Source organism: Gramella sp. KN1008, from assembly GCF_004332155.1.
Classification (GTDB): Bacteria; Bacteroidota; Bacteroidia; order Flavobacteriales; family Flavobacteriaceae; genus Christiangramia.
This window is the reverse complement of the sequence record NZ_SJDV01000007.1, coordinates 42,148-66,116: the sequence shown is the minus strand read 5'-3', so window position 1 is coordinate 66,116 and position 23,969 is coordinate 42,148. Positions and strand designations below refer to the sequence as shown.

Annotated in this window: 19 protein-coding genes and 1 tRNA gene; 17 read left to right on the top strand and 3 right to left on the bottom strand. The window is 42.4% G+C overall.

Annotation, left to right across the window (positions count from 1 at the left end; all coding sequences use genetic code 11):
* From EZJ28_RS13130 to EZJ28_RS13095, 8 genes are all read left to right on the top strand, one after another.
* Nucleotides 1–1,347, top strand: a complete 1,347-nt coding sequence (locus tag EZJ28_RS13130) for an HlyD family secretion protein (RefSeq protein WP_131398620.1) — start codon at nt 1–3, stop codon at nt 1,345–1,347.
* Entirely contained in the window at nt 1,344–2,729 is a 1,386-nt protein-coding gene (locus tag EZJ28_RS13125; protein WP_131398618.1) for a TolC family protein, read from the top strand. The genes EZJ28_RS13130 and EZJ28_RS13125 overlap by 4 nt, the downstream gene beginning before the upstream one ends.
* 304 nt (nt 2,730–3,033) lie before the next feature.
* Nucleotides 3,034–3,819, top strand: a complete 786-nt coding sequence (locus EZJ28_RS13120; RefSeq protein WP_131398616.1) for a DUF1080 domain-containing protein — start codon at nt 3,034–3,036, stop codon at nt 3,817–3,819.
* A gap of 446 nt (nt 3,820–4,265) precedes the next feature.
* A complete protein-coding gene (locus EZJ28_RS13115) occupies nt 4,266–5,351 on the top strand; it encodes an efflux RND transporter periplasmic adaptor subunit (protein WP_131398614.1) in 1,086 nt (361 codons plus the stop codon).
* Nucleotides 5,348–6,610 carry an FtsX-like permease family protein gene (locus EZJ28_RS13110; RefSeq protein WP_131398612.1) on the top strand — a complete coding sequence of 421 codons (1,263 nt, stop codon included), beginning with the start codon at nt 5,348–5,350 and terminating at the stop codon, nt 6,608–6,610. Before EZJ28_RS13115 ends, EZJ28_RS13110 begins: the two co-directional genes overlap by 4 nt.
* A gap of 8 nt (nt 6,611–6,618) precedes the next feature.
* On the top strand, nt 6,619–7,293 hold the full coding sequence (locus tag EZJ28_RS13105; protein WP_131398610.1) for an ABC transporter ATP-binding protein: 675 nt from the start codon (nt 6,619–6,621) through the stop codon (nt 7,291–7,293).
* 160 nt (nt 7,294–7,453) lie between these two features.
* Nucleotides 7,454–7,936: a hypothetical protein gene (locus EZJ28_RS13100; RefSeq protein WP_131398608.1), complete on the top strand. Its 483-nt coding sequence runs from the start codon at nt 7,454–7,456 to the stop codon at nt 7,934–7,936.
* A 123-nt stretch (nt 7,937–8,059) separates the two neighbouring features.
* Nucleotides 8,060–8,848, top strand: a complete 789-nt coding sequence (locus tag EZJ28_RS13095; RefSeq protein WP_131398606.1) for an endonuclease/exonuclease/phosphatase family protein — start codon at nt 8,060–8,062, stop codon at nt 8,846–8,848.
* 144 nt (nt 8,849–8,992) lie between these two features.
* On the opposite strand, the gene EZJ28_RS13090 is transcribed toward EZJ28_RS13095, so the two are convergent.
* Nucleotides 8,993–9,077: transfer RNA gene (locus tag EZJ28_RS13090), tRNA-Ser, on the bottom strand.
* 179 nt (nt 9,078–9,256) lie between these two features.
* On the opposite strand from EZJ28_RS13090, the gene EZJ28_RS13085 reads away from it, so the two are divergent.
* Nucleotides 9,257–9,964 carry an SGNH/GDSL hydrolase family protein gene (locus EZJ28_RS13085; protein WP_131398604.1) on the top strand — a complete coding sequence of 236 codons (708 nt, stop codon included), beginning with the start codon at nt 9,257–9,259 and terminating at the stop codon, nt 9,962–9,964.
* Between the two features lie 92 nt (nt 9,965–10,056).
* The gene (locus EZJ28_RS13080; RefSeq protein WP_131398602.1) at nt 10,057–11,079 is read left to right on the top strand and encodes a M28 family peptidase; all 1,023 of its coding nucleotides are present in this window, start codon (nt 10,057–10,059) and stop codon (nt 11,077–11,079) included.
* 255 nt (nt 11,080–11,334) lie between these two features.
* Here EZJ28_RS13080 and EZJ28_RS13075 read toward each other — a convergent pair whose 3' ends face one another.
* The gene (locus tag EZJ28_RS13075; RefSeq protein WP_131398600.1) at nt 11,335–11,976 is read right to left on the bottom strand and encodes a protein-L-isoaspartate(D-aspartate) O-methyltransferase; all 642 of its coding nucleotides are present in this window, start codon (nt 11,974–11,976) and stop codon (nt 11,335–11,337) included.
* A 135-nt stretch (nt 11,977–12,111) separates the two neighbouring features.
* On the opposite strand from EZJ28_RS13075, the gene EZJ28_RS13070 reads away from it, so the two are divergent.
* The 7 genes from EZJ28_RS13070 (at nt 12,112) to miaA (ending at nt 19,342) form a co-directional block, all read left to right on the top strand.
* A complete protein-coding gene (locus tag EZJ28_RS13070) occupies nt 12,112–13,077 on the top strand; it encodes a Gfo/Idh/MocA family protein (protein WP_131398598.1) in 966 nt (321 codons plus the stop codon).
* A 151-nt stretch (nt 13,078–13,228) separates the two neighbouring features.
* On the top strand, nt 13,229–14,119 hold the full coding sequence (locus EZJ28_RS13065) for a 3-hydroxyacyl-CoA dehydrogenase family protein (RefSeq protein ID WP_131398596.1): 891 nt from the start codon (nt 13,229–13,231) through the stop codon (nt 14,117–14,119).
* A 102-nt stretch (nt 14,120–14,221) separates the two neighbouring features.
* Nucleotides 14,222–15,457, top strand: coding sequence for a DUF1015 domain-containing protein (locus tag EZJ28_RS13060; protein WP_131398595.1), 1,236 nt, complete (start codon nt 14,222–14,224; stop codon nt 15,455–15,457).
* Between the two features lie 66 nt (nt 15,458–15,523).
* The gene (locus EZJ28_RS13055) at nt 15,524–16,183 is read left to right on the top strand and encodes a YggS family pyridoxal phosphate-dependent enzyme (RefSeq protein ID WP_131398592.1); all 660 of its coding nucleotides are present in this window, start codon (nt 15,524–15,526) and stop codon (nt 16,181–16,183) included.
* Between the two features lie 15 nt (nt 16,184–16,198).
* Nucleotides 16,199–17,572 (top strand): exonuclease domain-containing protein, encoded by a 1,374-nt coding sequence (locus EZJ28_RS13050; RefSeq protein ID WP_131398590.1) that lies wholly within the window; start codon nt 16,199–16,201, stop codon nt 17,570–17,572.
* Nucleotides 17,573–17,604: 32 nt separating this feature from the next.
* Complete coding sequence (locus EZJ28_RS13045) at nt 17,605–18,435, top strand: ion transporter (protein ID WP_131398588.1); 831 nt, start codon at nt 17,605–17,607, stop codon at nt 18,433–18,435.
* Nucleotides 18,428–19,342, top strand: coding sequence for a tRNA (adenosine(37)-N6)-dimethylallyltransferase MiaA (gene miaA / locus EZJ28_RS13040; RefSeq protein WP_131398586.1), 915 nt, complete (start codon nt 18,428–18,430; stop codon nt 19,340–19,342). The genes EZJ28_RS13045 and miaA overlap by 8 nt, the downstream gene beginning before the upstream one ends.
* On the opposite strand, the gene EZJ28_RS13035 is transcribed toward miaA, so the two are convergent.
* The gene (locus EZJ28_RS13035; protein WP_131398584.1) at nt 19,339–23,838 is read right to left on the bottom strand and encodes an Ig-like domain-containing protein; all 4,500 of its coding nucleotides are present in this window, start codon (nt 23,836–23,838) and stop codon (nt 19,339–19,341) included. The two genes, miaA and EZJ28_RS13035, sit on opposite strands and share 4 nt — an antisense overlap.
* Nucleotides 23,839–23,969: the final 131 nt, after the last annotated feature.

Sequence of the window (23,969 nt, the reverse complement as noted above, 5' to 3'; positions counted from 1 at the left end):
ATGTTGAACATTACTAAAAACAGCCTGCATGAGCATGTTGACCTTAGCCAGTTTGAGGCAGGTAAGAAAGTATTTCATAAAAGGCATTATAAATATCTGAATCTTTTCCTGAAAATCTTCGCCGTGATAGGTCTAATCATACTTTTCCTGCCCTGGACCCAAACTATTTCAGGAACAGGATCTGTAACCACTTTAACACCAGGTCAAAGACCTCAAACCATCCAATCCCCAATCCCGGGCCAGATCTCCCGGTGGTATGTACGGGAAGGAGAATTCGTAAAAAAAGGTGATACCATACTTCATATCACTGAGGTGAAAAGTGAGTATATGGACCCAGACCTGGTTCGAAGAACCGGTGAACAGGTAAGGGCCAAGTCTAATTCTCTGGTTTCATATGATGAGAAGATCGATGCTCTGGGTCAGCAGATCATGGCGTTACAGAATGAGAAGCAATTGAAACTGGAACAGGCCCGAAACAAGCTGGAGCAGGCAAGATTAAAGACGAAAAGCGACAGTATAGACCTGCAGGCTGCCCAAACAAATCTCAAGATCGCTGAAACGCAATTTGAGCGTACCCAAAAGCTTAAGGAAGAGGGGCTCAAAGCCATGACCGATGTTGAGGAAAAGCGGTTAAAATTACAGGAAAACCAGGCAAAACTCATATCGCAGGAGAATAAACTGCTGGCCAGCAGAAACGATATAATAAATGCCAGACTGGAACTCAATCGTATTGAGGCCGAATACAGCGATAAGATCGCTAAGGCGCGAAGCGATCGTTCCACCGCCCAGTCTATGCGCTATGATACCGAAGCTGAAGTGAGCAAACTTGAGAATGCCTATGTAAATTACGATATAAGAGATGCGCTTTATTATATAAGGGCTCCCCAGGATGGATATATCAATAAAGCTCTGGTGGGTGGTATTGGAGAAACCTTTAAGGAGGGTGAAAAACTGGTAAGCATCATGCCTGCCAATTACGACCTGGCCGTTGAAACATACGTAAAACCTCTTGATCTTCCCCTTTTACACGTGGGAGAGAAAGTGCGGGTAAGATTTGATGGCTGGCCAGCGATCGTCTTTAGCGGGTGGCCCAATATATCTTATGGAACCTACGGTGCCGAGATCGTGGCTATAGAAAACTATATTAGTGAGAATGGCAAATACCGTGTATTACTGGCCCCGGATCCGGACGGTCAACCCTGGCCGAATGCATTAAGGGTTGGCTCAGGAGCAAATACCCTGGCTCTATTGGAGGATGTCCCCATCTGGTATGAGATATGGCGTCATCTTAATGGCTTCCCTCCTAATTATTATTCACCGGAGTCTGAAAAAACAGCTAAAGAATGAGAAGATTATATATAATCATATTGTTCATCTCGCTGCCACTGCTCAATTTCGCTCAGGAAAAGGATAGTTTGTATCTGGGATTTGAAGAATATCTGGATATAGTTAGGGCGAATCATCCGGTGGTAAGGCAGGCTGGTCTATTGATAGAACGGGTAGAAGCCGATGTGCGAAAAGCCCGGGGAGGCTTCGATCCTAAACTGGAAACCAATTATGACCGAAAGGAATTCAGAGAAACTGAATATTTTGATATTCTCAATGCAGGTTTCAAGATCCCAACCTGGTATGGCATCGAGTTAAAAGCCAAATATGAGAATAATTCAGGGGAGTTTTTGAACCCCCAGAACAAGGTTCCAGAAGGCGGTCTATTTGCGGCTGGAATTTCAATCCCGGTTGGCCAGGGGCTATTTATCAATGAGCGTATGGCAGCCTTAAAACAGGCTAAAGTATTCAGGAAGCAATCGCAAGCTGAGCAGCAATTGATGCTAAATGAGATCTTATACCAGGCCTCGATAGCTTATTTTGAATGGCAAATGAACTACCGTGAATTAAAATTGTTCAGAGACTTCAGGGAAAATGCCGCCCTGAGATTAAGAGGAGTGAAAAGAAGTTTCGAGGAAGGCGATAAACCGGCCATAGATACGGTGGAGGCACGAATTAGTTTTCAGAACCGAAATCTGGATCTTGAGCAGGCTCAACTGGAATATACCAAGGCTGCTTTAAAGCTGGGAACTTTTCTCTGGCAGGAAAATAATATTCCTTTGGAGATAGATGAAAATCTTTTCCCGGCGCAGGCCCCCCTAAAAGTAAGTCTGGAAATGGGACTGGAGAGTGATGAGCTTGAAACCCATCCCAAGATATTGTCCCTGCGTTATAAGCTGGAGGCACTGGAATATGAAAAAAGGCTGAAAGCGAATAAACTATTACCCACCCTGGACCTTGAATATAATTTCCTTGCTGAGGAATATGAGGATCTGAACAGTCTTAACTATGATGAATATAAATTCGGGCTGAAATTCAGTCTACCCCTATTTTTAAGAAAAGAGCGTGGCGATCTTCAGCTTAGCAAAATAAAACTTGAAAATGCCGGGTTTGATCTATATACAGGCAGGCTGGAATTACGAAATAAGATAGCCGCAATAAAAGAACAAAGAAGGTCACTGGAAACGCAGAATAAGATGATGGAAAACCTGGTCTCTTCTTATCGTCAGATGCTAGAAGGTGAAGAACGAAAAATGGAACTCGGGGAAAGCTCTGTTTTTCTGGTAAATTCAAGAGAGAACAGCCTTATCTCAGCGAGACAGAAACAAATAAAATTGCAGAACAAACTTTTACAAACCCAGATCGAATTACTGAAAATACTGGCAAGGCTACAGGAAATTTAGGATTCTATATAAAGGAACAAAGGGAACAAAAATGAATATTTCACATTAACTGTTCCCTTTGAGTGTCATACTCTTTATCTGGCATTATCCAGACAATCCACAGGTCTTTTCTCAGCCCATCTTAATGTAGCACCCTGAATGACAGCATTAAAGGTAGTGAAAAATATCTCACCCCTGAACATTTAAAATTTATTTAACTGCGAAAAACTGGAAAAAGATTGTACTCAAGGGAGTAGTTATTCATCCCTTCTTTGATTCTATCACTTATAAGCTTATTTTAGGAAATTCAATAAATACGCCTAAAATGAAGAAGCTTAGCCTTTTCCTTCTACCCACTATTTTATTAGTGAGTTATATAAGCCAGGCTCAAGAAGAGTATCCTACTACTCCACCGGAAGTCTCACCAATGCCAATGAAACCAGAAATGACCGAGATCTGGGAGCCCCGGGTAGAAGTGATAGAACCGGGGAAAGAAGCTGGTGATGCCCCTTCAGATGCCATTATTCTGTTTGACGGCAAGGATCTTAACAATTGGGTAAGCCAGAAAGACACTACCCGCCCTGCTCCATGGCAGATCAAAGACGGATATTTTGAAGTGGTTCCCGGTACCGGGGGTATTCAGACAAAGATGAAATTTGGGGATATCCAACTGCATCTCGAGTGGAGCGCACCAGATGAGATTCAATATTCAGGGCAGGGCCGCGGAAACAGCGGACTCTTTTTCCAGAATCGGTATGAGCTGCAAATACTGGACTCCTATAATAACCGAACCTACTCCAATGGCCAGGCCGCAAGTATTTATAAAGACCATCCCCCTCTTGTAAACGCCATGAGGTCTCCCGAAGAGTGGAACAGTTATGATGTGATCTATACGGCACCTCGCTTTAAAGAAAATGGAAAGCTGGATAGTCCCGCCAGAATAACCGTAATGCATAACGGAGTGGTAGTACAGAACAACGCGACCATCAATGGACTAACCCTTTATATTGGACTTCATAATTATCCAGAGGCCCATGGAGAGGATGTGATCTCCCTTCAGGACCACGAGACCAAAGTACAGTTCAGGAATATCTGGCTTAGAAAGCTTTAGATTGTAATACGACATCCCATATAAAACTACTCGAATAATAGTTAAAAACTTATAGGGAATACAGGTATAAAAAAATCCCCGCTTTCCGGTGGGGATTTTCCTCGACTAATTCAGTAATTAATAATTTTTTTAAAAATTCTTTGAAAACATTTTCTTAGAACATTTCTGTCATTTATACCTCCTATTTTAAATTAGTCTAACCTATTTGATTCAAAACTAACGACATACTTCAACGGGAATGAACTGTATTGAAGTTTTCTTTAACTCTTACCATCTTTATTTCAGAAATTTATGACCAGACGAAAAACGTCCTATATCAGGTTTCATCTCTAGTATAATCCATTTCAAAATAAACAGACCTAAAGAGCTTTATAAACAGTTAAATATGATTTTGATCATTATTAAATTTGCGATAATACAGGAAATTTGAGGTAAATACCCTTCTCATGGCCAGGCAGATAACAGGAATATTGGTTTGCTTTCTATTCCTATCCTGTAATACCAACGAGGAAAAGATCCTCCCGGTATACGGAGATCTAACGGAATTCGTCTATGCATCCGTAAAAGTGCAACCAGACAGTCTGTATAAGGTCTATTCGACAGTGAACGGTATAATGGATAAAGCATTCGTTGAAGAAGGAGAATTGGTTAAAGTCGGGGATCCCATCCTGCAGATAGTGAATAGCAACCCCAAACTTAACACCCAGAACGCCCTGTTATCCTTTAAACTCGCCCAAGAGAATCTGAGCGGTGAGAGAACGGTATTAGACGGCATTGAAGATGAAATGGAAGCTGCAAGACTGAAGCTCCATAATGACTCGGTTCATTTTAAAAGACAGGAAAAGCTCTGGGAGCAACAAATTGGTTCGCAATCTGCATACGAAGAGAAAAAACTGGCTTATGAATTGTCACGGAACCGGTTGCAGCTTCTGCAGAACAGATATCGCCTTACCCGAAATGAACTGGAAACACAGTTAAAACAGGCTCGTAACAATTACGAGACCTCCCTTATCAATACAGCAGAATATACCATTCACAGTAAGATAAACGGTAAGATATATGCTTTTTACAAAAATAAAGGAGAGATAGTAACCACACAGGAGCCCCTGGCAAGCCTTGGTAGTGATTCGGTTTTTGTGGCCAACCTGCTGGTGGACGAGGTGGATATAGTCAGATTGAAGAAGGGGCAGCAGGTGCTTATTCAGCTTGATGCCTATGAGGGGGAGGTATTCGAAGCGGTGATACACAAGATATTTCCAAAAAAAGATGAGTTTAACCAGACCTTTACCGTTGAAGCCAGGTTCAGGAATACACCCCCTATCCTTTACCCCGGTCTATCGGGAGAAGCAAACATATTTATTGGCCGTAAGAAGAATGTGCTTAGCATTCCCCGAAATTATCTAGTGGGTGATTCCAGCGTAAGAACTGAAGACGGCCTTATCCACGTTACTACCGGCATGCAAAACATGGAAATGGTAGAAATAACTTCGGGGATTAGTAAAGATACATGGATCTATAAACCCATTCCGTGACTAACTGGAGATTGATACTAGGCATCGCCAGAAAACATCTGCTAACCAAATTCAGGCAGACGGCGATCGCTGCCCTGGGGGTAACCTTCGGAATAGGATCTTACATAAGCCTGGTTGGATTCATGACCGGCTTAAACCAGATGCTGGACAGCCTTATACTCAACCAGACACCACACGTACATGTCTATAATGAGATAAGGGCTTCGGAGACACAACCTGCAGACCTCTATTCAGAATTTGCGGACAGCTTTAAGATGGTCCATTCCGTCAGGCCCAAACAGTCTCAGAAAAAGATCCATAATGCACTTCCCTTAATGGAACATCTTGAAAAGGATAATAATGTGCTCGCCGCCATTCCGCAATTAAAGACCCAGATATTCTATATTTCAGGGTCCATAGAGCTTGGAGGTAATCTTACAGGCATCGATGCGATGCAGGAAGTAAGGTATTTCAATTTTGAAGATTACCTGCTAGAAGGAGATGCGCAGAGCCTGGAGAACATTAATAATGGCATTTTCCTGGGAGCGGGAGTAGCAAAAAAACTGTCCATATCCCAGGGAGACAGGGTACAGATAAGTACCATAAAGGGAGGCACCTTTCCGCTAAAGGTTGCCGGGATCTTTCAAAGTGGGATAGCCGATTTGGATAATGTTCAGAGTTTCGCTTCAATAAAGACCGTACAACGAATCCTGGGTGAGCCGGAAAACTATATTACAGATATCAATATCAAACTTAAAGATATAGACTACGCGCCACAGCTGGCAGAGAAAATAAGGGAGCAGTTCAACCTGCAGGCCATAGATATAAACACGGCAAATGCCCAGTTTGAAACGGGCTCCACCATACGTAACCTTATTACCTATTCGGTCTCCATTACCCTGCTCATCGTAGCAGGCTTTGGAATCTATAATATTCTTAATATGCTCATCTATGAAAAGATGAATGACATCGCGATCCTGAAAGCCACTGGCTTTTCAGGGAAAGACGTGCAACTTATCTTTATGAGCCAGGCCATGATTATAGGTTTTGCCGGGGGAATCTTGGGACTTCTGATAGGGTATGTGCTCTCTTCAGTAATAGACGGGATCCCTTTTAAAACCGAAGCGTTGCCCACCGTGACCACCTATCCTATCAATTATAACCCCTGGTTTTATGTAATAGGAATATGTTTCGCGCTGGTCTCCACCTTTCTAGCGGGTTACCTGCCTTCTATAAAAGCTAAAAAGATAGACCCGGTAACTATAATAAGAGGACAATAAGAAGTGAGATGAGAACAGTTCTTGAAACAAAAAATATCAACAAGTACTTTAAGAAGCCGGTATTGTTCCATGTGCTTAGCGATATCAGCTTTAAAGTGAGTCCAGGAGAATTTGTTTCCATAATGGGAAAATCTGGTTGCGGTAAATCGACCCTGCTTTACATCCTCTCTACCATGGACACAGATTATGAAGGAGACCTGTACTTAAATGATAAACTCATAACAGGCTCACCCAGAGATGAGCTTTCTCAACTGCGTAGCGCCCATATAGGCTTTGTATTTCAGTTTCATTATTTACTGGCAGAATTTTCAGTCCTGGATAACGTGATGCTTCCGGCAAAGAAACTTGGCCGGAAAAGTATTCAGGAAATTGAACATGATGCCATTGAGAAACTAAGAATGCTGGACATTGAAAAACTTGCCCTCAAGAAGGCGTCGAGAATTTCGGGTGGGGAAAAACAGCGGGTTTCCATTGCCAGGTCGCTAATCAATGACCCTCTGATCATTATGGGAGATGAACCTACCGGGAACCTTGATAGTTATAATTCAGAACTTGTTTTTGAGATCTTTAAAAAATTGAGTGATGAAGATGGTCTTTCCCTTCTAATCGTCACCCATGATAAGGATTTTGCCAGCAAGACCAACCGCATCATCGAGATGGAAGACGGTAAGATCATCAACTGAGCTGTAAATACACTACGGATGAAAAAAAGACATGCCGTTCCTGTTTTTTAATTACGTAATCAGCTAATTTTCTTAACTTTAGAAAATGATCTTTCCTACAAAGTGTGATCGGCCAGATCTCACTTAATGCAATAATGGTTTTTCACTTAATACCAATCTTATGAAAACACTATTAGTACTCTTCAGTATTATGTTCTGCACACCACTCTTTTCGCAGGAACCAGAGGCGCCGTTAAGATTTAAAGACACTTTCGTCCGGGTGTTCGATGTGAACGGAAAAAAGATCGCAAAGGGAAAGATCGTGAATATCAGCGAACAGACTTTAACCTTAAAATCTGGAATGGGATATTCAGAAACCGGGATGGATAGGATACATCTTATAAAAACAAGACATTCAGCCGCTAACAATGTGATCATCGGCGCACTGGCCGGAGGTGTTGTTGGCGGGATTATAGGGGCCGAGGACACGAAAGATGACTGGCTTTTCAATTCCCGGGAAGGTGCCTTACTGGGAGCTTTGGCAGGTGCGCCCATAGGAGCCGGTGTAGGAGGCCTTACCTTATTATTCCGAAAAGGAAATGTTTACCATATACAGGGAAGCGAAGAGGCCTGGGAATATTTCAAAGATTCGATGGCTCGTTAATATTGCCTTTCTATAATCGAATTACAATGGTAACCCGAGATTTTTCGTCATGGAGATAGTTTGTTAACAGACCACCCTCCGGGCATAATTTTTTTGAGTACATTGGCCTGTAAATCCCAGACCATGTTAGCTAAAGAATACCTTGTTCTTATCTGTCTTCTTTCTTTCACTACACTTAGCCTAGCCCAGACTGGTGACGAACCACAGAAGTTAAAGGTTTTGAGTTTCAACATACATCATGGTTCCAATACCGACAATAGTTTTGATCTGGAGAGGATTGCAGGAATTATAAATGATCTGGAGGTCGACCTTGTCGCACTCCAGGAGATTGACATCAGGACCCTAAGATCGCATAAACGTGACATCCTTAAGGAACTGGCAACTTTAACCGGTATGAAGGCCTATTTTGCCAAAGCCATGGATTTTGATGATGGTGAGTACGGGGTGGGAATACTGAGTAAAAAGCTCTTTTTCAATGCCGAAAACATTTCACTGCCAGGAAATCCCGGCAACGAACCCCGGACAGCAGCTAAGGTCTCGGTGCCACTGGCAATGAAAGACAGCCTTATTTTTATGAGCACACATCTTGATTATAAGGAAGACAACAGCGAAAGACTGCTGCAGGTTAAAAAACTGAATTCACTAATAACACAAGGGCAACCTATGATCCTGGCAGGAGACCTGAACGCCGAACCCGGCAGCCCGGAGATCACCTTTCTTTTAAATAAATGGACCGCCGCCGATACTTCCCCGTCACCCGCGCCTACCTATCCCTCGGGTAAGCCTGATAAAAAGATAGATTATATCCTTTTCTATCCTAAAGAACGCTGGAAGATATTGGACACCAGAGTAGTTAACGACAGCATTGCGTCAGACCATAACGCTTTTTTTAGCGTTCTGGAGTTAAGATAAAGGCAATTATTATAAGCGTCCTGGTATAAAGAATATAGACACTGCTCTGGCAGTGTCATTTTTATTTTCCCGACCTGGTGGAAGCAAGCTCCCCGGTTTTCTGAAATAAAAAAACCCGCAATTTTCATTGCGGGTTTTACTTTGCGGAGGAAGAGGGATTCGAACCCCCGGAGGTGTGACCCTCAACAGTTTTCAAGACTGCCGCATTCGACCACTCTGCCATTCCTCCAATATATCTCAGGATGCTTGTGCCGTTCCTGCTTAGCGGATGCAAATATAATAAGCTTTTCTAATTTACAACAACTAAAACCTAAACTTTTTTCGGGCTTTTTTCCAGCTCCTTATATATCAGCATTTTTGATATTTTTATGCTTTAATAATCACTCAGTAATCCAAAATCTTACCCCAATGTTAAAAACATCCTTTTCTATCTCCTGCTTTCTGTTAATTTTCATTTCTTTAAGCGCGCAACACAAAGATTATAAAGAATTAATGGAACAGGACTGGGCCCAACTTAAACACTACCAACAGGAAAACCGGGAGATCGTTAAGGAGTCCAACTGGCCCGATGTGGTCTTTATAGGCAACTCCATTACTGAAGGCTGGGCCGATATGCATCCTGATTTTTTTACAGAAAATAACTACCTGGGCAGAGGCATTGGCGGCCAAACAACTCCACAAATGCTAGTCCGGTTCATGCCGGATGTCCTGGACCTCAACCCCAAAGCTGTGGTGATTCTGGCCGGGACTAACGACCTTGCCGCGAATACCGGATTCTCTTCGGTTAAAATGATCACCGATAATATCAGGGCTATGGCTGTACTGGCAGAAAAGAATGATATCAGGGTTATTCTAAGCTCCGTACTGCCGGTCTATGATTATCCCTGGCGCCCGGGCCTGGAACCAGTGCCCAGAATCGCCGAACTAAATTCATGGCTAAAAAATTATGCTGCAGAGAACGGACATATTTATCTGGATTATTTTAGCCATATGAACCGGGAAGATGCAGGAATGAAGAAGGAATATTCTGAAGATGGAGTGCATCCTAATGAAAAAGGCTATGAAGTGATGGAGCCACTGGTAAAGGCAGCCATTGAAAAAGCTTTGGCTGAATAAATGTTTTTATGGGATTTTTAAGCTTTCAGGTTCTGCATTTTTAGCTTAAATCTGTTATATTGCCCGGCATTATCATAAAATTTAAACTTAAAATGAAAAAAATACTGGTTCTGGCCATTCCGGCCATACTTACAGCCTGCAGTGCGCAGAATAAGAAGATAGAGAATGCCGATCCGATGGAATATGCGAATACGATCACTGCTCCTGAGCTAAAAGAACATTTGTACACTTTTGCCAGTGATGAGTTTGAAGGTCGTGAAACCGGTGAACCGGGGCAGAAAAAAGCCGCGGAATATCTTAAAAATGAATATAAACAACTGAAACTCGTTTCTCCTATTGGTGGCGATGACTATTACCAGGAAGTTCCCACCAGCTACTTTAAACGTGGTAACGTAAAACCTACCGAAAATGTAGTGGCTTTCCTTAAAGGTTCAGAAAAACCTGATGAAGTGCTTGTGATCTCGTCTCACTATGATCATGTGGGAATAGACGAGAATGGTAACATCTATAACGGCGCCGATGATGACGGTTCCGGGACCGTGGGAATCCTTGAGATCGCCGAAGCATTCGTAGAAGCAAGTAAGGATGGTTACACCCCAAAAAGATCCATTCTTTTCCTAAACGTTACCGGAGAGGAAAAAGGCCTGGTAGGTTCTAAATTCTATACAGACGAGCCAATATTTCCGCTGGAAAATACTGTGGCCAATCTTAATATAGATATGATAGGCCGTATAGACCCTCAACATCAAGGAAACGACGATTATGTTTACCTTATTGGAAGTGATAAATTGAGCACGGACCTTCATGATCTGAGTGAAGCTGTGAATAAGAAGTTTATGAACCTTGACCTTGATTATACTTATAATGATGAGAACGATCCTAATCGTTTCTATTATAGAAGTGACCACTATAACTTCGCCAAGAATAATATCCCAATTATCTTCTATTTCAACGGAACTCACGCCGATTATCATAAACCAACCGATACTCCTGAAAAAATCGAATATGACCTACTGGCTAAAAGAGCTAAACTCGTTTTTCTTACGGCCTGGGAGATTGCGAACAGGGATGCCCGACTTGTAGTGGATAAGGCAGCTGACACGACCGGGAAATAATTGAAATTTTCTACAAAATAAAAATGGCCTCGTTTTGCGGGGCTTTTTTTATTAATTGATAATAGCTAATTAGTAATTGGCCAACTGGTGTTTTTCCCCTTGTGATAGAAAAAATTCTTTCTTAAGCTGGGAATCAGTTTATATGAGGTTTTTCATTCGCTTTTCTCACTTAAAATGACTTAAAGAACATTCCGGTTTCTGAAAGTAAGTGAATAATTCCTCCTCTTATTAAAAATTCATTGAAAGGTGAAATTGTCAATTTTTATCCTCAAGCAGAGGCACAAATCTGAAAGAACCGAATTCCGTTTTATCAAATTCCTTTGCAGATTTTCTAATGAAGAGTGTCATGGTCTGTACATCGCTTCCTACCGGGATCACCATCCTGCCTCCTACCTTAAGCTGGCCAAGCAGGTCTTTTGGAACCTCTGGCGCGCCGGCAGTCACAATGATCTTATCAAAAGGAGCGTATTCCGGCAGGCCTTTATAACCGTCTCCAAAACTTAGATATTTAGGGCGGTAGCCTATGTTCTGAAGAAAGCTTTTGGTCTTCTTGTAGAGCTCCCGCTGGCGTTCAATACTATATACCTTAGCGCCAAGCTCACAAAGTACAGCGGTTTGATAACCACTACCCGTCCCTATTTCGAGTACCTTCTCGCCTTTCTCCACTTCCAGCAGCTGGGTCTGAAATGCCACGGTATAGGGCTGTGAGATGGTCTGATCAGCAGCGATGGGAAATGCCTTATCCTGGTACGCATGATCTTCAAAACTGCTGTCCATAAAAAGGTGGCGGGGTATTTTCCCTATGGCCGCAAGCACCTTTGCATCGGTAATTCCCTTCTTTTTCACAGTCTTTACCAGCTGCTGTCTCTTGCCCTGATGTCTATAGGTATCTTTCAACTCGGTTATGCTTTAATCAGGCTATAAAATTAGGGAAAGAAGCTGATTTATCCCAAGCAAAAACCCGGCGGGATTTGGCCTTATTTTATAAAGTATTTAATATCAAAATGCTATTTTTGTGAAAAATGCAAAAATATGCTAAAAGCAGGAGTCCTGGGCGCAGGCCATCTTGGAAAGATCCATCTCAAACTTTTAAAACAATCCGAAGAATATGAACTCATCGGATTTTATGATGCAAACAAGGAGAATGCCGAAAAAGTAGCTTCAGAATTCGGGTATAAGATGTTCGAAAATCTTGATGATCTTATTGCCGAATGCGATATGATAGATGTGGTCACTCCTACCCTTTCCCATTTTGAGGTAGCCCGGAAAGTGATATCCGCGGGGAAGCACCTCTTTATAGAGAAACCAATTACCAACACATTTGAAGAAGCTAAGGAGCTAATTGAGCTTGCCATAAAACATAATGTAAAAGGACAGGTAGGGCATGTTGAACGATTCAACCCCGCTTTTCAGGCGGTTTCAGATCGCATAGAAAACCCCATGTTCATTGAGGCTCATCGCCTTGCGGAATTCAATCCTCGGGGCACCGATGTTCCCGTGGTGCTGGACCTTATGATCCATGATATAGACGCCGTTCTCAGCGTGGTAAAGTCTGAAGTGAAAAAGATCAATGCCAGCGGAGTCTCAGTAATTAGCGACACTCCCGATATCGCGAATGCCCGTATCGAATTTGAGAATGGCTGTGTGGCTAATCTTACAGCGAGCAGAATTTCGATGAAGAACATGAGAAAATCCAGGTTCTTCCAGCGGGACGCTTATATTTCTGTAGATTTTCTCGAAAAGAAATGTGAAGTGGTGAAGATGAAAGACGCGCCTGAAAAGCCCGATGATTATGCCATGATACTTCAAAATGCCGAAGGGATCAAAAAACAGATCTATTTTGATAACCCTGAAGTATCAGCCAATAATGCCATTCTTGACGAACTGGAAAGCTTTGCCGATGCCATTAACAATGATACGGAGCCGGTAGTGACCATGGAGCAGGGAGCCAAAGCATTAAGGGTGGCCAATCAGGTGATTGCCGGCTTTGATGTATAAATAATGAATTTGAATTAAGATCTGTCATCCTTAACTTATTTAACTCTGTTGAATCGTCAATTACAGGATTTCTATAATTTGAATGAGAAGATAACATCCCGATAGCTATCAGGACAGCTTGGCGGCAACTTTGAAAAGTAAAACTAATAATATGAAAAACGTAGCAGTAATAGGAGCCGGAACCATGGGTAACGGAATAGCACACACCTTTGCCCAGTACGGCTATAAAGTCCAGTTGATCGATATATCTGAAGAAAGCCTGAAAAAGGGAATGGATACCATTTCCAAAAATCTTGACAGGATGGTCTCAAAAGAAAAGATCAGTGAAGAAGACAAGAACAACACCCTTGAAAACATAACGACCTATACCGACATTTCGGAAGGAGTTAAAAATACAGGTCTGGTGGTTGAAGCGGCAACCGAAAATACGGAACTTAAATTGAAGATCTTCCGTCACCTTGATCAGCATACTTCAGAAGATACCATTCTGGCGACTAACACCTCCTCTATTTCCATAACCCAGATCGCCTCGGCAGTTTCCAATCCGCATCGGGTTATTGGGATGCACTTTATGAACCCCGTACCGGTGATGAAACTGGTTGAGATCATTAGAGGTTATAATACCAGTGATGAAGTAACCAAAACGGTGATGGGGCTGTCTGAAAAACTGAACAAAGTTCCGGTAGAGGTTAATGATTATCCAGGTTTTGTGGCTAACAGGATCCTCATGCCAATGATAAACGAAGCTATCGAGACCCTTTATAATGGGGTAGCCGGCGTTTACGAAATAGACACCGTAATGAAACTGGGAATGGCGCATCCAATGGGACCACTTCAACTTGCCGATTTTATCGGGCTTGATGTTTGCCACTCCATACTCGAAGTAATGTATGATGGGTTCAAGAATCCTAAATACGCCCCCTGCCCGTTACTTACCAATATGGTTAGAGCCGGGAAAATAGGGGTAAAATCAGGTGAAGGCTTCTATGACTATTCTGAAAGCAGAAAAGCCGAAAAGGTTTCGTCTCAGTTTAGTGGTTAGACTTTAGTATTGAGATGAGATTTCTCGCGATGCTCGGAATGACTCACAGATGTTGTCATTTTGACCTTAGGGAGAAATCTCTTTTAAAACACAGGCAATAATTTGACAAAGATACTTCCATTCAAAGCAGTACGGCCTGCGCCCGCATATGCCGGCCTGGTCACTTCACGTTCTTATGAGGACTATAGTGAAGAAGAATTGCGTGCCCAGCTGGAATATAATCCGTATTCGTTTTTACATATCATTAATCCCGGTTATAAGTTCCAGCACGAGATTGGTGGTGACAAACGCTTTGGGATGGTAAGGAACCGTTACCTGGAATTCAAGGAAGAAAGTACCCTGATTCAGGATGAAAGTCCCTGTTACTATATTTATAAGATCAATAGCAGGGAAGGCTGCTGCTGTGGTATAATTGCGGCAGCGAGCGTTGAAGATTATGAAAATAACGCGATAAGAAAACACGAAGACACCATTGCCTACCGAGAAGAACTTTTTAAGGAATATCTCAAAGTAGTGGGATTCAATACCGAACCTGTGTTACTAACCTATCCCGATAACCCTGTGATAGATGAGCTTTTGGAAGAAAGAATGACTACCCGGCCAGAGTATGAGTTTGCCACGGCAAATAAGGAAACACATTCACTATGGCTAATAGACAATCCAGAAAGTATTGAAAAGATAAAAGCCGAATTTGACAAACTGGAGAAGATTTATATCGCTGACGGTCACCACCGCAGTGCTTCTTCATATCTGCTTGCAAAGGAAAGCAGGGAACTGAATCCCGGGCACACGGGAGATGAATCCTATAATTTCTTTATGAGCTATTTAATTTCAGAAAGCAATCTGAGGATCTATGAATTCAGCAGGCTTGTGAGGGATCTTAACGGTCATACCAAGGAAGAGTTCCTCATCCTGCTTGATGAATGGTTCAGGATCGAAGACAGGGGGCATAACATTTATAAGCCCTCTAAAAAGCATCATTTTTATATGTACCTGGATGGTGAGTTTTACTCGCTTTACCTGCGAAAAACACATTACCAGTTCACCGATTCGCTCAGCCAGCTGGATTCTTATATCCTGTATGAGAAGATCCTGAAACCAATTCTTGGCATCAAAGATCTAAGACATGATAAACGCATTTCCTATATACCAGGGCTTAACGACCTTATAGAAATCAAATCCCAGGTGGACAAAGGTGATTTCGCGGTGGGCTTTGGCATGCTTCCTGCTGAAATTGAAGAAATTAAGCAAATTGCAGATGAAAATTTGACTATGCCACCCAAAAGTACTTATATTGAACCTAAATTACGTAGTGGCCTGACGATTTACGAGTTCTAGGTCACCCGGAACACGGAGTTCGAATACCAGAATTGACTCCAGATCCTCATATTAAAATATAGAAGGATGAATATTTCTGAAAACATCAAGAATTATAAAGACGAGCTTCCCGAAAACGTGAAGCTCGTGGCAATTTCTAAAACGAAACCAAACGAGGATATCCTGGAAGCCTATCGCGCCGGCCAGCGTATCTTTGGAGAGAATAAGATTCAGGAGATGACCGATAAACAGGAAGAACTTCCTGAAGATATCGAGTGGCATATGGTGGGCCATGTTCAAAGGAACAAGGTAAAATATATGGCACCTTTCGTGTCACTGATCCATGCCGTAGACAGTCTTAAACTTCTGAAAGAGATCAATAAAAGAGCGAAACAGAACGATCGCGTCATCAACTGCCTGCTTCAGATAAAGATAGCCGAAGAAGATTCAAAATTTGGAATTTCAGATGATGAAGCCAGAGAGATCCTTGCTTCAGAAGCCTACTCCAAAATGGAGAATGTAAAGATCGTCGGCCTGATGGGAATGGCCACCTTTACTGATGACGAAGACCAGGTACGCTCGGAATTCCAGTATCTGAAATCGGTCTTCGAAGAACTGAAAATGGATTATCCTGCTCTTGAAGAGCTGTCCATGGGAATGAGCGGCGATTATAAGATCGCAATTGAATGCGGTTCTACTATGGTTAGAATAGGAAGTAGTATATTTGGCGCGCGAAATTATAATTAATTAATAGAGAAGTATTTGTACGCGATATTAGACATAGAGACTACCGGCGGGAAATATAATGAAGAAGGGATCACTGAGATCGCGATTTATAGGTTTGACGGACATCAGGTGACCGATCAGTTAATTAGCCTGGTAAATCCTGAACAGCCAATTCAGCCGTTCGTGGTAAACCTCACCGGCATTAATAACGAGATGCTCAGGAATGCTCCGAAATTCTACGAGATCGCTAAGCGTATCGTAGAGATCACTGAAGATTGTATCCTGGTTGCCCATAATGCCAAATTCGATTACCGCATCCTTAGAACCGAATATAGAAGACTGGGTTTTGAGTTTGAAAGGAAAAGTCTTTGTACGGTGGAACTTTCAAAGAAGCTTATCCCGGGACTTCCTTCCTACAGTCTTGGTAAACTGGTTAGATCCCTTGGGATTCCTTTAAGCGACAGGCACAGGGCTGCGGGGGACGCTCAGGCTACCATCAAGCTTTTCAAGATGCTGCTCGCAAAGGATACTGAAAAGAATATCCTTAAAGAACACGTGCGTAAGGAACCAAAACGTATGATGGATACCAAACTGGTTTATATTCTGGAAGAACTGCCTTCATTAACCGGAGTCTATTATTTTCATGATGAGAATGGTGAGATCATATACGTGGGTAAATCCAGGAATATCAAAAAAAGGGTGAACCAGCATTTTACCAATGACAATCCCAAGTCCAGGGAAATGCAGCGTAAAGTAGTTTCTGTTTCCTATGAACTTACCGGGACCGAACTTATCGCGCTTCTAAAAGAAAACCAGGAGATCAAGGAAATAAAGCCCCGTTATAACAAATCTCTGAAAAGAGATATTTTCAGTCATGCGCTATATCATTTCAAAGATGAAAACGGTTATCTGAACCTTAAGATTGGCCGGGCGAATAGGAACAGGAAGAATATCACCACATTCAGTAACCTGAGATCTGCCAAAAACTCCCTTACCAAATGGGTGGAAGAATATGAACTATGCGAAAGGCTTTCGGGTCTTCACGGCGGAGATGGCAACTGTTTTGGATATACCATCAAAAGCTGTTTTGGAGCCTGTGTGGAAGAGGAAAGTCCCGAAGAATATAATATACGGGTGAGCGAACTTATTGACCGCTATTCGTATGAAAATCAGAATATGCTCTTGATTGGAAAAGGCCGTGAAATTGACGAAAAGAGTGCTTTGTTAATAGAAGATGGAGAGTTTAAAGGCGTGGGGTATTTTAACCTGAACCACCAGGTAAATAACCTAGATATCATTCGCTCTATCATTACTCCTATGGATAATAACAGGGACGCACAGCATATTATTCAGAGTTTTTTAAGAAAAAAGCATAATTTCAGGATCATTCCATTAAGTGTACAGGATTGATCTTCACGAAATTTTCATACTTTTAACCTACCGTGAAAGAAGAAAGCAAACCTATCCCCCACTGGAAATTCAAACTTCATGAGGTGATCTATGAAGCAGACACCCCAGCGGGTAAGTTTTTTGACATTGCCATTCTCATAGTCATCCTCATAAGCGTGGCCCTTGTCATGATGGAGAGCGTAAGTTCCCTTCTTTACAAGTATGCCTGGCAGTTCTATATAGCCGAATGGATCATCACGGCTATCTTTACTATCGAATATATTCTGAGGATCGTAGCTATTAACAAACCCAAGCGATATATCTTCAGCTTTTACGGGATCGTAGACCTGCTTTCTACCCTGCCAAGTTATATAGGCTTCATTTTTGGCGGTACCAACCTGCTTTTTGCAATAAGAGCCTTAAGATTATTGAGAATCTTCAGGGTACTGAAGATCACCCGTTATATTGGAGAATCACGTAAATTAATGCTGGCCCTGCGCAATAGTAAGGCCAAGATCCTGGTCTTCCTGTTTGCGGTTCTAATCATCTGTATCATTGCGGGAACACTGATGCATCTCGTGGAAGGAAAGGGTGCCGGGTTTGATAATATCCCGTTAAGTATCTACTGGTGTATAGTAACCCTTACTACGGTTGGTTTTGGAGATATTGCACCTGTAACCCCCCTGGGAAGACTTATTGCCTCGATAATAATGATCACCGGTTACGGGATCATTGCCGTGCCAACAGGGATCGTAAGTGCCGAATTCAGTAAGGCTACCGAGAAACCTATCACCAATACCCAGGTTTGTCCCAATTGCAATGAAGGCCGACACCTGGATAATGCCGAATTCTGCCATAACTGCGGATTCAAACTGAATGAATAATTTTCTTATCAACATAATAGGGCCAACCGCTATTGGTAAGACCGCCCTTGCCATTGCCGTAGCGAAACATTTTAATACCGAGATCATTTCAGCCGATTCCCGGCAGTTCTTTAAGGAGATGAAGATTGGTACCGCTGTGCCCGACGCTGAGGAACTGGAGGCTGCTCCCCATCATTTTATTCAGCATATCTCCATAGAAGACAAATATTCAGTAGGAGATTTTGAAAGAGAAGCATTAAGAAAGCTGGAAGAACTCTTCAAAGAACATAAGATCGCCGTAATGGTTGGAGGCAGTGGGCTCTATATAAAAGCGGTGACCGAAGGCCTGGATGATTTTCCTGAAGTAGATCCCGAAATAAGAAAAAACCTTAACAAGCATCTGGAAGAAGATGGGATTGACTGGCTGCAGCAGAAACTTTTCGTGCTGGATCCTGACCACTATAAGAACATTGATGTACAGAACCCGCACAGGCTCATCAGAGCACTGGAAGTCTGTATAGGGACCGGCAAAAGCTTTTCCTCTTTTTTGAACAAGGAAAAACCCCCACGTGATTTTGAGACCATACATATAGGATTGACCGCAGACAGGGAGATCATTTACGACAGGATCAACAAAAGAGTGGATTTAATGATCGAAAACGGTCTGATTGAAGAAGCTAAAAGCCTTTATCCAAAACGGGAACTCAATGCTTTAAATACAGTAGGCTATAAAGAGCTTTTCCAGTATTTTGAAGGGGAAACGGATCTTGAAACGGCTATTTCAGAAATAAAGAAGAATACCCGCCGATTTGCCAAAAGACAACTTACCTGGTTTAGAAAAGATGAGGACATCAAATGGTTCGAATTTGATGAAGACCCGGAAAAGATCTTCGGGTATATTGAAAATAAGATAGCGAACGGAGATTAATCTCTTTTAAAGATTATTCTTTTTATATATACGCCTTCGTTCGTATCCAGTTTCAGCACATAAATGCCTTCCTGGAGGGGCCCCAGATCCATGGCATATTCAATCACGGTGCTCTCGAAGTTCTTGGCCCGTATGAACCTTCCCCTCTTATCAAAAACTTCGATACGCTGTATGCTTACATCAGCCGGAGTCGCGATCTTAAAACTACCGGAATTAGGATTTGGATAAATGAATATATATTCTGAACCAGGCAGCGGATCGTTACAAATTTCATATTCGGCAAATACTGTTACTACCGTCGAGGCAGTAGCAATATTCCCACTATCATCCTCCGCTGTGACGATAACGGTATTTTCTCCAAGGTCCTTACAACTAAAAAATGTCTTGCTCAGCGTGTAGGTCACCTCAGTATCACATTCATCAAAAGAGCCGTTATTGATATCATCAAAGCTGATCTCCGCATTCCCCTGCAGGTCCAGATCTATACTAATATTCCGAAGCTGGAGAACCGGGGCTGTATTGTCTACCACTATCACCTTAACGGTGCAGGTTCCTTCAACCCGTCCGGAATATGAAAGAGTGACGGTATTTTCGCCAATATCATCACATGTGAACTCAAGTTTATCAGCGCTCAGCTGCAGACCCTCAGCATCACCCTGATAAAGAAGCCCTATATCCAGGCTGGTATCTCCGTCGGGCCCAAGCTCCAGCGCCACCTGTGAAGTACAGCCAAATTCCCCACTGCTATCTTCCACGTTAATTGTAACCGAGATACTATTGGAATTGAATTCCCCATCATTGGCCATGTAGGTAAAAAAGTCCTGTCCCACGAAGCCGGTATCCGGTGTATACGTAAATGAGCCATCCAGATTTAGCTGCAGGGATCCATTTTGAACATCAGTATCCAGAACTGCGGTTAGATCGTCGTTATTAGGATCGGTATCATTTACAAGCACTCCATTAGCTTCTGAAATATTAAGCGTGGTATTAATCTCAGTAGAATATTCGTCATCATTCGCTACCGGCGGCTGGTTATCGTTTCCTCCTGAAACCGTAACGGTTACGATAGTCTGGCAGGTTTCGACATTCCCGGCCTCGTCCCGTACCGAAAGTGTAACCGTATTATTACCTTCATCGGCCGCGGTGAATTCTGTTTTGTCAAGGCTCAGACTTACACTTCCGCAGGTATCGGAAGAACCATTGTCTATCTGGGAAGCTTCCAGGTTTTTCGTCTCACCGTCATTAAGTGTAATATCATACGTACCCACACACAAGACCTCCGGTGCAATTGTATCTTCCAGGTTGACCAGGAAGGTACATTCATCGGAAGCTCCATCCTGTTCCACCCTTAACCGCACTTCAAACTGAGAATCGGTTATCAGAGTACCCTGTACCGGTTCCTGGGTTACCTGTGCCCCATCACCGTTGGTCACTAAAGCCTGAGACGTATAATCTGGAACTATAAAGGAACATCCATCATCAAAGGATTCGGTCTTATCTGAGGGGCAGTTTATAGATAAAGCAGCTGTAACATTAATTCTAACGGTTACTACATCGGAATTCAAATCCCCATCGGTGGCTATATAAGTAAAAGTATCCTCCCCTGTAAAATCTGTATCTGGAGTATAGGTGAAGGCACCGTCCTGCTCCAAACTAAGACTTCCATTACTAACATCGCTTTGTAATGAAGAAGTAAGATTATCACCGTCTGGGTCATTGTCATTCTCCAGCACTCCCGGTGCCTCAATGTTTAAGGATTGATTGACTGAAACAGAATATTGATCATCTACGCCAATCGGTGCCTGATTTGGTTGAGGACTTACAGTTATAGTGACCGTAACCTCATCGGAATTCAAATCCCCATCGGTAGCCAGATAAGTAAAAGTATCCTCTCCACTAAAACCCGTATTTGGAGTATACGTAAACGATCCATCCACATTTAAGTTCAGGGTACCGTTTGAAACATCCGTTCCTAACTGGGCGGTAAGAGGATCTCCGTCCGGATCAGTGTCATTTGATAATACTCCATTAGCGGCACTCACCGTCAGTGTGGTTTCAAAATCTATTGGATAAGAATCTGCCACGGCAGTTGGAGCCTCGTTTGGTTGAGGATTTACAGTTACGGTGACGGTAACCTCATCGGAATACAAATCCCCATCGGTAGCCAGATAAGTAAAAGTATCCTCGCCACTAAAACCCGTATTTGGAGTATAAGTAAACGACCCATCCACATTTAAGTTCAGGGTACCATTTGAGACATCGGTTCCCAACTGGGCGGTNAAATCCCCATCGGTAGCCAGATAAGTAAAAGTATCCTCGCCACTAAAACCCGTATTTGGAGTATAAGTAAACGACCCATCCACATTTAAGTTCAGGGTACCATTTGAGACATCGGTTCCCAACTGGGCGGTAAGAGCATCTCCGTCCGGATCAGTGTCATTTGATAATACTCCATTAGCGGCACTCACCGTCAGTGTGGTTTCAAAATCTGTTGGGTACGAATCGGCTACGGCAGTTGGAGCCTCGTTTGGTTGAGGATTTACAGTTATGGTGACGGTAACCTCATCGGAATTTAAATCCCCATCGGTAGCCAGATAATTAAAAGTATCCTCTCCACTAAAACCCGTATTTGGAGTATACGTAAACGATCCATCCACATTTAAGTTCAGGGTACCATTTGAAACATCGGTTCCCAACTGGGCGGTAAGAGGATCTCCGTCCGCATCAGTGTCATTTGATAATACCCCATTAGCAGTACTCACCGTCAGGGTGGTTTCAAAATCTGTTGGGTAAGAATCTGCTATGGCTATTGGAGCCTGGTTTGGTCGAGGATTTACAGTTATAGTAACAGTTACTTCGTTGGAATCCAATTCTCCATCATTCGCAATATAAGTGAAGGTGTCCTCGCCGCTAAACCCGGTATCGGGAGTATAAGTAAACGATCCATCCACATTTAAGTTGAGGGTACCGTTTGAGACATCGGTTCCCAACTGGGCGGTAAGAGGATCTCCGTCCCCATCAGTGTCATTTGATAATACCCCATTAGCAGTACTCACCGTCAGGGTGGTTTCAAAATCTGTTGAATAATTATCTGCTATGGATATTGGGGCCTGATTATTGGATTCCCCGGGATTTACCGTAATTTTCAACGTACAAGTGGAAGAATTCCCAAAAGAATCGGTAGCGGTGAACTCAACCGTGTTCTCACCCATGGGGAATTGACTCCCTGAAGCCAGGCCTGCAGTTTGGGTTACAATAACACCACAAGCATCCGTAGCTGTTGCATTATTATAATCGACAATCGCATAGTTATTCCCTAGTTGAGCTTCGGCAACAATATCGACCGGACAGGTAATCTCAGGATCTGTAATATCAAAAGCTGGAGTTCTTTTATAGATTTCAAGGTCAAAATCGAGATTAGCATTCATATCAATATAACCAAGCCAAGCTGTTCCTTTCGTTCCCGACAGAATAAAGTTATTAACATAGAAAGAATCGCATGAATCTAATGCCAGATCAATTGCCAAGTCGATTTCATCAGTAATAGAAAACCTATAATTCCCACTTGGATCAAATACATCAATATCAAATTTATTTTGTTGAATACCATTTTTGATAATATCAAAGGCATCAACCAGTTGGGATGGGTCATCAGCCGCACCCAAAATTGCTGTAAGATTTATATCATTACCAAAATCTGCAACGTGAATATAACCTTGAGAATCTACCACAATATCACCGGGAGAACCTAAGCTTGGGCTAGAAATTATTCCTTCTGAATATGGTTGATTATTACTATCAAGTCCAATTTTTTGTAATCTACCGTTCCCAGTACCAAGATCTGCCAGATAAATTTTTCCTTGCGTATCAGAGGCAATACGGTAAGGAAAATTAATTGCAGAACCAGCTACATTATCAAATTCTACAAAATTTCCATCTTTATAGTAAATTTTGACGTGACTTTTATCCGTTGCGGCACTATTATCTCCGGTATAGTGATCAGCGACATAAAGATTATCCTCATCATCAAAAGCTACACTCATTGGACCTTTAAATCTGTCCGGGCCTGTGCCATATTCTCCAGTTCCAAGTGTTTTACTGGGCAGATAAGTTCCTGTACTGGAATAGACAAATATTTGCCTTTCCAATGGAGCATTATTAGCCACATAAAATTCTCCTAGACTGTTAATGGAGAAATCCATTGGTGCGGTAAGACGATCCCCACTTATAAAGTCCTCTATATTACCGTTAGAATCAATATGCTTAATTCCATTTCCATAGGTAAGAAAATACACCTCTCCTGATGGAGAGGTTTCAATTGCTATAATTAATCTGTCACTTTTAGCTTCAAAGTTTAAAAGATCTGCAAATTGGACATTTATATACTCCAGGTCATGGCCATTTAACCAACTATATGATGGTTGCTGAGAATAAGATATCACAAGGCCAAAAAACAGCAACAGGAAAGTGCAAGCCTTCCGTAGGGGAAAGCCCATAAAATTACATATCTCGGCTGCACTTATCAAGTCCGGGCTTATTTGGTGAACGCCATAAAGATAAGTATTGTAGGAAAACCGATCTTAAAATTATGCTAAGACTGATAATTTTGGTCTTTAACCGACCGGAA